This is a genomic window from Ruegeria sp. CF1 (genome assembly GCF_056537445.1).
Genome location: NZ_JBQFRN010000004.1, coordinates 121,520 through 132,408, shown reverse-complemented (window position 1 = coordinate 132,408; position 10,889 = coordinate 121,520). Strand labels below are relative to the sequence as shown.

Annotated in this window: 12 protein-coding genes; 1 reads left to right on the top strand and 11 read right to left on the bottom strand. The window is 60.1% G+C overall.

Going from position 1 to position 10,889, the window contains the following annotated elements; all coding sequences use genetic code 11:
- Positions 1-76 precede the first annotated feature (76 nt).
- The 8 genes from ACRZ96_RS09800 to ACRZ96_RS09765 all read right to left on the bottom strand — a co-directional run bounded on the left by ACRZ96_RS09800 (position 77) and on the right by ACRZ96_RS09765 (position 7,560).
- On the bottom strand, positions 77-2,785 hold the full coding sequence (locus ACRZ96_RS09800; protein WP_480814450.1) for a DUF2339 domain-containing protein: 2,709 nt from the start codon (positions 2,783-2,785) through the stop codon (positions 77-79).
- A 101-nt stretch (positions 2,786-2,886) separates the two neighbouring features.
- On the bottom strand, positions 2,887-3,366 hold the full coding sequence (locus ACRZ96_RS09795) for a DUF2269 domain-containing protein (protein ID WP_170397431.1): 480 nt from the start codon (positions 3,364-3,366) through the stop codon (positions 2,887-2,889).
- A complete protein-coding gene (locus ACRZ96_RS09790) occupies positions 3,366-3,662 on the bottom strand; it encodes a DoxX-like family protein (RefSeq protein ID WP_480503830.1) in 297 nt (98 codons plus the stop codon). Before ACRZ96_RS09790 ends, ACRZ96_RS09795 begins: the two co-directional genes overlap by 1 nt.
- On the bottom strand, positions 3,659-3,859 hold the full coding sequence (locus ACRZ96_RS09785) for an NAD-dependent epimerase/dehydratase family protein (RefSeq protein WP_170397433.1): 201 nt from the start codon (positions 3,857-3,859) through the stop codon (positions 3,659-3,661). The genes ACRZ96_RS09790 and ACRZ96_RS09785 overlap by 4 nt, the downstream gene beginning before the upstream one ends.
- 86 nt (positions 3,860-3,945) lie before the next feature.
- Complete coding sequence (locus ACRZ96_RS09780; RefSeq protein ID WP_170404431.1) at positions 3,946-4,656, bottom strand: VIT1/CCC1 transporter family protein; 711 nt, start codon at positions 4,654-4,656, stop codon at positions 3,946-3,948.
- 54 nt (positions 4,657-4,710) lie between these two features.
- Positions 4,711-5,700, bottom strand: coding sequence for a YcjF family protein (locus tag ACRZ96_RS09775; RefSeq protein ID WP_480771639.1), 990 nt, complete (start codon positions 5,698-5,700; stop codon positions 4,711-4,713).
- Positions 5,693-6,148, bottom strand: coding sequence for an N-acetyltransferase family protein (locus ACRZ96_RS09770; RefSeq protein ID WP_480754500.1), 456 nt, complete (start codon positions 6,146-6,148; stop codon positions 5,693-5,695). The genes ACRZ96_RS09775 and ACRZ96_RS09770 overlap by 8 nt, the downstream gene beginning before the upstream one ends.
- Positions 6,145-7,560 (bottom strand): YcjX family GTP-binding protein, encoded by a 1,416-nt coding sequence (locus ACRZ96_RS09765; protein WP_480791105.1) that lies wholly within the window; start codon positions 7,558-7,560, stop codon positions 6,145-6,147. Before ACRZ96_RS09765 ends, ACRZ96_RS09770 begins: the two co-directional genes overlap by 4 nt.
- A 107-nt stretch (positions 7,561-7,667) precedes the next feature.
- On the opposite strand from ACRZ96_RS09765, the gene truA reads away from it, so the two are divergent.
- Positions 7,668-8,435 (top strand): tRNA pseudouridine(38-40) synthase TruA, encoded by a 768-nt coding sequence (truA, locus tag ACRZ96_RS09760; RefSeq protein WP_480814449.1) that lies wholly within the window; start codon positions 7,668-7,670, stop codon positions 8,433-8,435.
- Between the two features lie 2 nt (positions 8,436-8,437).
- On the opposite strand, the gene ACRZ96_RS09755 is transcribed toward truA, so the two are convergent.
- The 3 genes from ACRZ96_RS09755 to ACRZ96_RS09745 all read right to left on the bottom strand — a co-directional run bounded on the left by ACRZ96_RS09755 (position 8,438) and on the right by ACRZ96_RS09745 (position 10,878).
- On the bottom strand, positions 8,438-9,376 hold the full coding sequence (locus tag ACRZ96_RS09755; protein WP_480814448.1) for a nickel/cobalt transporter: 939 nt from the start codon (positions 9,374-9,376) through the stop codon (positions 8,438-8,440).
- On the bottom strand, positions 9,361-10,008 hold the full coding sequence (locus ACRZ96_RS09750) for a DUF1007 family protein (protein WP_480814447.1): 648 nt from the start codon (positions 10,006-10,008) through the stop codon (positions 9,361-9,363). Before ACRZ96_RS09750 ends, ACRZ96_RS09755 begins: the two co-directional genes overlap by 16 nt.
- Before the next feature lie 69 nt (positions 10,009-10,077).
- Positions 10,078-10,878 carry a thioesterase family protein gene (locus tag ACRZ96_RS09745; RefSeq protein ID WP_170424351.1) on the bottom strand — a complete coding sequence of 267 codons (801 nt, stop codon included), beginning with the start codon at positions 10,876-10,878 and terminating at the stop codon, positions 10,078-10,080.
- Positions 10,879-10,889 lie beyond the last annotated feature (11 nt).

Below are 10,889 nucleotides of genomic sequence, written 5' to 3'. Positions count from 1 at the left end.
TCAGAGCGCCGGGGATATAATTCGAATAATGATGGCCAGCCGGTCAAACATGGCCGCGCTTATAGGACGCCTGCTCTCAATGGTCCAGAGGTTCCGGGTCTTGCGACGAATGGCGCAGCTTGGCCCAGCGATTGAGCCATGCGAGACCCGCCAGCGCCAGACCCAGCGCCAACAGCGAAAACACCCGGATCAGCCCGCCCAATCCGGCAATATCGATCAGAAACACCTTGGCCACCGCGAGGCCAATCACGGCCAAACCGGCCTTGCGCATCAAATCGGACCGGCGGGCCAGCGACTGATAGAACAACCCTGCGCCGACCACCAACAAGGTGATGGTGTATGAATAAAGCTCGGGCTGGGTGACGCCGTTGCCTTCATACATGCCACCCGCCCCCTGCCAGACATGACGGATTGTAAGCCCCAGCCAAAAAGCGATCAGGGCACCTGCGACCCCATAACTGATTTGCTTCAGTAGCACGGGCTGCGTCACGACGCGCCAAGCCGAGAAGCCGATGGCCAGCGCAGGCAACAGATAGGCCACCGCCAACGTGTTCAGCACCGGCGGGCCGAGCACGGGATCGGCAAATGGGTCGAGCAACGGGTTAGCCTCAGACAAAGCCTGAACCAGACGCATCATGCCGTGTGCCGCAAAGAACGCCGCGAGCGCGTAACGCGCGTAGTTCAACTTACCGCCAAGCTCGAACCGCTGTATTTGTGCAAAAGCCAGCAGCAGCCAGATCACCGCCAGCAGCCCCAGCCCCCAGTGGCTGTCTGTAGCGCCGCCTTCTCCGAAGCTTTCCAGCCAGCGCAGCAACAAGAGCGATAGCAGTATTCCCGCCGTTGCCCAGGCCGCGCTTTCAAGCAGCAATGAGGCAATCGGGCGGTCCAAGGACCTTAGCAACGCCCACCCCATGATGAACCCGGCAACCGCTACCGCATAGACCAAGGTCATTTCGATCAACGGCGCGGTTTCGGCCCAATCGAGCCCCGGGTCGAGCACAAGCCGTACGGTCACCGTGAACACACCCGCCCAAATGAACCAACTCATCGGAGCCAGAACAAATCGCCGGTCCAGCGCCGCGGCCACAACAATCATGGCGACAAGTGCTACCGTCAAAGCGGCAGAGCTGAGTACGATGATGCAAGCAAAGCTAAGGCACGATAGCGCAGACAGAGTTGCCAGGGCAGGCCGCATCCGTTTCTCACCATCGGCCCGCGCAAACCGTTCGGCCAAAACCACCATCATCGCGCCTATTGCGATTGCGTGTAAGGCCCACGCATAAGCTCCGATCACGTTTGCAGGCTGCCAACCGACTTCAAGCGCGATCGCCAGCGTCGGAGCATATAGGGCTGCACCCCCGGCCCAGACCACAGCGTAGCGCCCGGCGTGGAAGGACCGCCACGCAGCGAGCACGCTGATCAAGGCCCCGAGGGCAACCAATAGCGTGACTACCCAAGGATAATCGGCCTCGGCCGTTTCCACGTATGTGTCGGCAAAGCCGCGCCACACGGAGCCACCGTCCAACCCGTGCAGCAGAACAAACCAGATCAGACCCAACGCAGGCAGCACCGTCACATCCTGCAACGCACGCGCAGCTTTTGTCCAAAGGATCAGCGCCAGTATCAAAGCGGTAAACAGTGCAACGCCCAGCCAAAACTCACAGCTTGAATCCGACCAATGCAGCGACAGGATGATGGAACTGGTGAGAACCGCACCAAAGGCAATTCGGGTTGGAAACTCGGGCCATGGATCCCCTTTCCGTCGCCGGATGACCTCGGCAATCATCGGGCCGGTGTGGTCGGGCCAGATACTGCGCACGGGTATCGCCATCGCAATCAGCGCCAGTGCTGTCACACAGGTCAGATACCCCGGTTCCGTGGAGGGGGAAGACAGCACCAGCAAAAACGCCGCCCCGTATGCACCCACTAGCGTCAGAATAGAAATCCATGCCCAACGCCTGACGGTATCGATACCCAAGCCCAAAATGGCGATGATAAAGAAATAACCATAAAGCCAACTGGGATCGTCCGATGCGCCTCCAACCATAAAGGGCGCGGCAAAGGCTCCGATTAGGCCTACGGCGGCGAGCAGCGGCCCGTGGAACCATCCCAAGACCAACGCAAACAGAGCGATGATAACGAGACCGGCCAGAGCGGCCTCGGGGCCGATCAGATCATAAAGCTGGCGCGCGGCCAGAACCCCTCCGAACAGGGTCACCAGACCTGCGCCCGAGAAGACCGATGGTAAATAAGCGGTCGACGCGTCCTCGTCATCGCCAAAGCGGCGGCGGATCACTTCACCTGACCCAATCAGCAGAAGGCCAAAGATCAGGGCTGCGGCGACCCGCGCGGCGGGTGGCAACAGCCCGTTCTCAACCCCGTATTGCACCAGAAATATCCCGGCCAAGGCCAGTGACAGCGCCGAAACCGCATAGAACCAGTTCTCACGCAACCACGCGCCCAGCGCGGCGATCTTTTCCTCACGAAAAACGATGGTGGCAGGAGGATCGGCGGCCTCAACGGCCTGCGGCGCATCCGATGGGCTTTCGTCAGTGGTAGACGAGGTTTTCGCCGCGGCCCAGGGATCATGCTTGGTTTGCGTCGTCTTCGGCTCCGGCCTTGATGTCTTGGAGGTTTCGGCGCTGCTTTCCGGTATTTGCCTGGCCAATTGCCGCTCAAGCTGATCGACGCGCTTACGCAACCGCGATTGACCAATCAGCAAAGCGATGATCGAAACAGGAATGGCCAGAACGATCAGACCAACGAGGACAAGCAAGGATTCCAACCGAAACCTCCGGGATGCGATGCGCCAAACGTACCGTGCAGACAGGCTGGTTTATAGTCTGGAAATGCGCATGGATACCGCCTGCTGCACAGGTAATCGGCCTATAAAAGCAGGATGTGAGGGCGTGCCCGCATCAGGCAAGGGATCGCCAGCACTGCGGCAAAGGCCGAAATACCGCAAGCGAACCATCTGCGGAACAGTTTGTCGTAACTGCTTGGCAAGGAGGTACCATCCCGATCAGCCTGCCTTGCATAATCCCTCAGACGCACCTGAATCCAAACCACCGGCAGCCAGAACAGGCCGGTCAGTACGTAAAGCAGCAGTGATATCGCGATCCGACCCTCCGACAGCAACCAGCCCAGTTGCCAGGCCAGCAACACGCCGGTGATCAGCTGGAAAATGACTGAGGTGGCCGTAATAACTGTGTCGGCCAGCACCACGATTCCCGCCGTATGAGCAATCACCCGTGCATCTGCCGTGCGGTGCGCCATCAGCATGAAAAAGGCGATCCCTGCGCAAGTGCCCAATAGAACGCATGCTCCGATCACGTGAAGCCAACGCAGGATCAGGTCCGGGTTCATCAGCGGCTCTCCAACATGGGTCGCGCGATCAGTGATAGCATCAAAGCCGGCGCTATCTTGACCAACGGCCCCAAAGGGTCGAGCCACAGTTCAGGCACCGTCAACGTGGCGGCGATCAGATAGAAAGCGGCGATTGCAGCCTGCGCGAGGCAAGCGCGTGCGGCCCACGGAAGCCACAAGATTGCCAGCCCCAGCGCGATATTGATCATCGACCAAAACACCACGCTCGCGTTGGCAATCCCAACGGGCCAACCATTGCGCGAGAGTATCTCGGCTGCCCGCGATAGCCCCGTCAATCCGCCGCCGACTTGAAATCACGTAGATCCCCCGAGATCAGCGCAATATCCGGAAGGACCCTCTCAGCCGTCTTCTGGCTGCGCACAAGCCCCTTCACACAGGCGCCATCCGCATGCAGCGACCGAACGACCGCAGCACCGATGAAGCCATAAGCGCCCAGCACCAAAACAGTTTTTTCAGGACGATCCGTTGCCACGAATTGCCTCGCATTGGTTTACAACACCCTAGCGGATCAGATTCTGAGGATCAGCCTGATCACCCCGTCCGCAACAACAGCACCATTCAGGGGTGAAACAACGAGCCAACCCAGAAGGCGATAGCTGCCGCCGCACCCCCGATCAGCAGGGTTTCTCCGCCTGATCGCCACCAGGGGGCAAGCGACCACCGGCTTTTCATCGCGCCAATGGCAAAGAATACGCCCGCAGTCATCCAGGCTGATACCGTGAACGCATTTGCAACGGATAAGAGGAACGGCAACAACGGAATCATCCCCGCGATCAGAAAGGCAAAGAACGTCGCCATCGCGGCTTTGAGGGGATGCGGGTCGACGCTGCCCAGCCCGTATTCGCCCTCGATCATCAGGTCGACCCAATTGTCGTGATTCGAAGTGATTTCAGCCGTCGCGTCATCCAGAACGCTGCCTGAAAGGCCTTTTTGTGCGAGGATTTCGCGCACCTCCTTTCGCTCGCCATCCGGATACAACTTGATATGCCGTTCCTCGATAGCGCGAATACGGTGGATGTTATCGAGCTCGGCCTTGGTTCCCGAGTAGTTGCCCGCCGCCATCGAAAAACCATCCGCCAGCACGTTGGCCAACCCAAGTGCCACGATGACAAAAGGCGACAAACCTGCCCCGGCCACCCCGGCAACGATCGCGAATGTCGTGACTGAGCCATCGATGCCGCCATAAACCACATCGCGCAGAACCCCACGACCCGGAGGCGCATTGATCCGTTCGAAAATCTCTTGCTGGCTGTGGCCGTGTTCGGTCATGGCTGGCTCCGTCCTGTTTATGCAGGACAGGTTCAGGCACGGCCTTGCGCCAGATCAAGTCCTGGAGAACAACCCGCTGAGCGCGCGTTTGATCATGCCACGGGTCGAGGGCTGGTGGCGTTTCGAGAAAGGCAAAGGTCGACAGACCTCCATCGCAGCGACACCCACGCGGGCGGTGAGCGCGCCGTTGACCAGCCCCTCACCGAACCGGCGCGACAATTTGCTGAGAACCGAGCCGCCTAAAATCGGCTCCAGAAGATCATCCCCCACTGCCACCGCGCCAGTTGCAATCAGATGCACGAATACCGCGCGGGTTAGGCGCCAACTGCCCAAGAAACCGGCGCGACCGCCATAGATTTCCGCAATGCGTCGGATCATTCGCAATGAGCTTGCCAGCGCGGTCGCGACATCGGCCAGCGCGAGCGGAACCAAAGCGGTAACGGTGGCAACCTGCCGGGCTGCGGCCTCGACCTCGCGGCTGGCGGCAGCGTCCAGCGGGGCCAGCAATTCGTCTTCGGCCAAACTCAGCAGGGTTGCCGCATCGAATTGCTCTCCCATGCGTTCGGTCAAACGGTCGCGACCCCAGCGTGTTTCGTCGCGTCCCTTATAGAACGCAATCAGCCGCGTGGTTACCGCGCGGGCTTGCGACAAGTCCTCGTCTGATAAAGCTGTGTCCGCCGCGCGCCGCAGCCCGTCGACGCGAGACAGACGGCTGATTGCGGCCAACTCGCGCAGTGCAATGATCAGGACGACCAGCAACAGCGCAGCGATCAGACCGGTGACGATCCAACCCAGAATTGGTGCGCGTTCCAGCAGAGAGATGGCAAAATCCCATGCGGCGACCGAGACCACCGCCCCCACAACGGCTAATGCCAGCCCCCAGAACCAACGCGCCAAAACCGAAGGTTTCCGCGCTACAAACCGTACCGCTGCCTGCATCGCCTGCCCCTGCGGAGGCGCGATGTCCGGAACAGGAGGCGCGGTCGAGACATCAACTGCCGAGGCATCGTCTTCCAGATCAATCAAAACGGGGCCTTTAGCCATCGACCAACTCCTCGCGCGTCCAAACATATCTGATGTCGGGCAGGTTTTCGTCGTTCTCGGACCCATCGCCGCGTGCGACCTCGACAAAGCCGTTACGCTCATAGAACCGGCATGCGGAAGGATTGGCCTGAAACGCATACAAGTTGAGCGTGGGACGCTGCGCTTTGGCACGATCCAGCAATCGCTGCCCGATCCCCTGCCCGCGCGCCGAGGTCGCCAGATAGAGCGACTGTACTTCGTCCCCATTCAACGCCAGAAATCCGGCCACCTGCCCCTGCTTTTCGGCCACCGTGACCCAGCCGAGATCAATCATCCTGCCGCAAAACGCAATGGTCTCGGCCTCAGAATGCAGTTCAGGCATCCAGTCGTTTTCGCGGGCGAACCCGTGCAGAATAGCGCCTATGGTTCCGGCATCGGTACTGCGAGCGGGGCGAAGGATCACGTTCACAGCCGGTCTCCGATCAGAAACTGCGCAGCCCGGTCCAGCCGAATATGTGGCGGACCGTCACCGGGATTCAGGGTCAAATGTGCGGGTGCAAAGGCCATATTGCCATAGTCCTCGCCCAGCCATCGCTCGGCCCCATTGCGCGCGGGGCCCAGCAGATGGGCAGGGTCCTCTGGCAAATCACCGGGGTAAAAGGCCGCCTGCTTACCGCTATCTAGCAGAGTGCCGCGCACGCATGGCAGTTCTACGCCGTTATGGCTGCGCATCTCTTCCGTCGTTGTCCGAAGTGAAGCCAACGATAAGGCCGCAGTTTCAGCCCCGGCAAAGCTGGCGCGGTCGCGGGCCTCACGGGTCAGGGCCTCAATGATCGCGGTCAGGCGCGGGTGCTGCAGATGGTGCAGATGGTCCGCTTTGGTGGCCGCAAACAGGATACGCTCGACCCGCTTGCCAAGCAGCAGCCTGTTGAGCCATGCGTTGCGACCGGGGCGGAAGGCCGACAGGATATCGGCCATCGCGCGGCGCATATCCTCGACCGCTTGCGGGCCTTTATGGATTGCCCCCAACGCATCTACCAGAACGATCTGCCGGTCGATCCGGGCAAAGTGGTCGCGAAAGAAAGGTTTGACCACACGCGATTTGTACGCCTCGTACCGCCGCTCCATCTCGCGGTGTAGTGAACGCCGAATTGACGCCCCCGACACCGGGAGCGGCGCGAATGTCAGCACAGGAGACCCGGCCAGATCGCCCGGCAGAAGAAACCGTCCGGGAGTGCAGTCATAGAAACCGGCATCACGCGCGGCATTCAGGTAATCGGTGAAGCTGCGGGCGAGGTCCTGCGCCTGCGGCTCATCATGTGGCGCGGTTGGGTCGGTCGCCTGAACCTTTGCCAGAAATGCCCCTGCTTGTGGGCGACTGGATATGTGTTCGAGCGTGTCCCGCGACCAATCTTCATAGGATTTGTCCAGTAGGGCCAGATCCAGCAGCCACTCACCCGGATAGTCCACAATGTCCAGATGCAATGTTCGAGGGCCCTGCAATCCCGAAAGCAGACCTGCGGGCTTGACTTTGTAGGACAGGCGTAACTCGGAAACAGCACGCGTGCTGTCCGGCCAGTGCGGCGCTGGTCCGGTCAGCGCGGACAGATGGGATTCGAAATCGAACCGGGGCACGGTGTCGTCGGGTTGCGGCTGCAGATAGCTGGCGGTGACACGCCCCTCTTGCTGCGCCACAAGACCGGTCATGCGGCCCCGATCCAGCAGGTTGGCGACCAGTGATGTGATGAACACTGTCTTACCAGACCGCGCCAATCCCGTGACGCCCAGCCGGATGACCGGTTCGAAGAATGTCTCGGACACACGGTCGCCCACGGATTCGACGCCGCGCACCAGACTGTCTGCCAATGATGAGATGACCAAGCTGTCGCCCCGCAATTATCGTTTTGCCCAAGATAGGTAGCGGTTGCGGCACTTGCCAGAGCTTTCGCCCCCTTGCCCGTCCGACCAAGGCGCGATACCAGCGCCCCATGCCCAGATACGCGCTGCAAGTCGAATACCAAGGGGAACCGTTTGCCGGATGGCAGCGGCAAAAGGAGCTGCCTTCGGTTCAGGGCGCGATCGAACTAGCGCTTTCGCGGATCGAACCCGGAGACCACACAATCGCCGCCGCCGGTCGTACCGACGCGGGGGTTCACGCGCTAGGACAAGTGGCGCATTGCGATCTGGTCAAAGAATGGGACCCATTTCGCCTGTCTGAGGCGTTGAATTATCATCTCAAGCCGCAGCCTGTCGCCATCGTGAAAGCCGCACGGGTGGATGATGACTGGCATGCGCGGTTCTCGGCGCTTGAACGGCAATATCTGTTCCGTATCCTGATGCGCCGTGCACCCGCCACCCATGACAAGGGGCAGGTCTGGCAGATCAATCATTCTCTGGACGTTGCAGCGATGCGGGCCGGGGCTGATATGCTGATCGGGCGGCATGATTTCACCACCTTCCGTTCATCCATCTGTCAGGCCGCCAGCCCGGTCAAAACACTGGATGAGTTGCGTGTGGAACAGATTCAGGGCTTCTCTGGCGCCGAAATCCACTTCCATGTTCGCGCCCGATCGTTCCTGCACAATCAGGTACGTAGCTTCGTTGGCACGTTAGAGCGCGTGGGGGCCGGAGCTTGGACGCCCGAGGACGTTCGCGATGCGCTTGAGGCGGTTGACCGAGCGGCTTGTGGGCCGGTTTGCCCGCCGCAAGGATTGTATCTGGCACGGGTAGGATATCCCGAACCGGTGTTTGGCTAAGTCTACAAGGCCCGCAGTAGCAGCCCGCTTGCAATCACGGCGATGATAAGACCCGCAACCAGTTCGATGGTCGGGGCCAGTACCGATGCAAAGCGCGTAGCCGAGGCTGAGGCCAGCAACCCGCCGCGCAACCCAAAAGATGTCCAACCGACCAGAGTGGTGACGGTTGCGGTGCCTAAAGCCATGGCGAATGCGCCTGCGATGCCGACCATTGCGATACCCATCTGCCATGTCAGGATCAGCACAAACAACGCGCCCGTACAGGGGCGTGCGGCTATACCAGCGATCAGGATCAACGCCTCGCGAAAGCTGCCGACCTGAGCGACCTCATCGGCCGTCGGGCCATGGCGGTGGCCGCAGTCAGCGCAAACCTCGTGGTCGTGATGATGATGGTCATGATCATCCGCATGGTGATGGTGGTCGTGGGTTTGAGACGCCTGATTTTTGTGACGCCGGGCAAAACTGCGGATGGCGCGGAAAATCAGCCACAGGCCAATTGCGGCGATTGCGCCGTAGCTGATCGGTGCCATGACCTGTTCGGTCGTACCGACAAGCGACTCGCGCGACATCTGGAATACCAGCGCGCCCGCATAAACCAGCACAACCGCAGTCACTGCTTGCCCTAGGCTCGACAGGACACTGATTGCAGAAAGTCGCCAAAACGCAACACGACGGCCAAGCCCATATCCTCCGATCAGAACCTTGCCATGGCCCGGTCCGATGGCATGAAAAAACCCATATGCAAAACAGACCGTCAGTAGCGTTGCCACAGCTTCGGGCTGCTCGGCGCGTGCTGCGCGAAGGGCGCGGGCGATCTGGTTCTGGAATTCGCGTTGCTCTCCGGCAGCCCAAGCGGCCAGATGGTCAAAACCACCGCTGCCCCAGAACCACAGCAGCACCCCGCAGGCGATGGCAACGGGAACGATCAGGTATTTGGACATGAAAGCCGAATCTCGGTTGCGAATTTCTCACCGACCAGAGGGATATCGTTTTCTTCAAGGTCATACTCGGCATCCAGCGTCAGCAAAAAAGCCTGCATCTGGGCCAGTTCGTTATCGATATCCGGATCGCTCCGTTCGATCTCACAGGTCGTGGGGCCCGAAACCAGAACCGGGCGGGTCACTTCGTATGCGGTATAAAAGCTCTCATCAAAGGCTTTGATCGACAGCGCATCCGCCGGAACAGGGTCTCCTTCGACCGCGCGCAGATGTGTGGTCACGATGCGGGCATCCTCGGTCGTGGCCTGCGGTTCAAGCGGGCCGGATAGCGAGATCACGGTTTCGCCCAGGCGAATGACCAGATCGCCATTGTAACCTTCGACCCACTGCGCGTCGAAGCCGCTTAAAAACTGCTCTTCGGCCTCGGTCAGCACGCCATCTGCATCCTGATCCAGTCGCATGTCTTCCAGAACCAGCAATGAATAGAACTCATCATAGGCCCAGGTCACACGCACATGGGTCAGGTTGCCTGCGTCATCGACCATGAACTCTAGCCCCGTGTCGATAAAAACATGGGGATGAGCCAGTGCCGGTGTCGGCAGAAGGCAGGTCAAGGAGAAGGCAAGCCAGCGCATGTTGCAAAGATAGACTGCGCAGCGGGTATCGGCAATCCGACTAAACACCAGGCTGCAGAATCCCGCCATTTACTCCGGCGGGAACAAGACCAATGTCTGCAAAGCCGTCCCAACTGGCCCCTGTGTATCAAAAAGAACTGACTGCGACATACCGATCCCCGAGGGTTGCCAGTGCGAGATCGAGTCAGAGGCCAGCCAGTCCGAGACAGGCTCGCGGTGGACTTGCACAGTCAGGTCGGTATTCATGAAACCCATCTCAGATGTGGGCGCGTTCCACGATATGCCATTGCCGCAATCTGCAAGCGGGCAGAGCGCTTGGATCGGCGATGGGTCCTCTCCTTCCAGCAAGGCAGGTGTGCGCATCCAGACGGTTTTCGGACCTGCCCCTTGCTTGCCATCAGCGGGATAGCCGATCTGGGAGTGATGGGCAAAACCGGGCAACTGATGGCGCATCTCACCGATCGGAAACGGGCCATCGACCATATCTTCGACCCTGGGCGCGGGCAGTTCGACATTAGGCACGGCCCCAAGGTCTTTGCGCACCATATGCATGGTTGTGGCGGTGGCGCAAAGCGTATCGTCCAGATCATGTACGGTGACCCGTGTGGTCGCCAGCGTCTTGGTATGGCGTGTCGTCTCTGCCGCGACTCGCAAACCAGCCAGAGGCAATGGACGCAGCAGATCGACGGTCAACCGGGTCAACATCTTCTCAGGGCCAACTTCGGTTTCTGCCGCCCGCACGATCAGTCCGCTGACTGGCCCAGCATGGCAATGATCGGCTGACCAAGGCCCGCGCGCGGGGTCATTTCCGACAAACACACCCTGCGCATTTTGGTGGAAATACGCCTGCCCCAACACATCCGATGTCATTGTGGTTCTGT

Bases quoted from the DNA above. Each gene is read 5' to 3' on its own strand.
- ACRZ96_RS09750 (WP_480814447.1), bottom strand. From the start codon at position 10,008: ATGCGCTGGCTTGCCTTCTCCTTGACCTGCCTTCTGCCGACACCGGCA.
- ACRZ96_RS09775 (WP_480771639.1), bottom strand. From the start codon at position 5,700: ATGGCTAAAGGCCCCGTTTTGATTGATCTGGAAGACGATGCCTCGGCA.
- ACRZ96_RS09745 (WP_170424351.1), bottom strand. From the start codon at position 10,878: ATGACATCGGATGTGTTGGGGCAGGCGTATTTCCACCAAAATGCGCAG.
- ACRZ96_RS09795 (WP_170397431.1), bottom strand. From the start codon at position 3,366: ATGAACCCGGACCTGATCCTGCGTTGGCTTCACGTGATCGGAGCATGC.
- truA (WP_480814449.1), top strand. From the start codon at position 7,668: ATGCCCAGATACGCGCTGCAAGTCGAATACCAAGGGGAACCGTTTGCC.
- ACRZ96_RS09780 (WP_170404431.1), bottom strand. From the start codon at position 4,656: ATGACCGAACACGGCCACAGCCAGCAAGAGATTTTCGAACGGATCAAT.
- ACRZ96_RS09755 (WP_480814448.1), bottom strand. From the start codon at position 9,376: ATGTCCAAATACCTGATCGTTCCCGTTGCCATCGCCTGCGGGGTGCTG.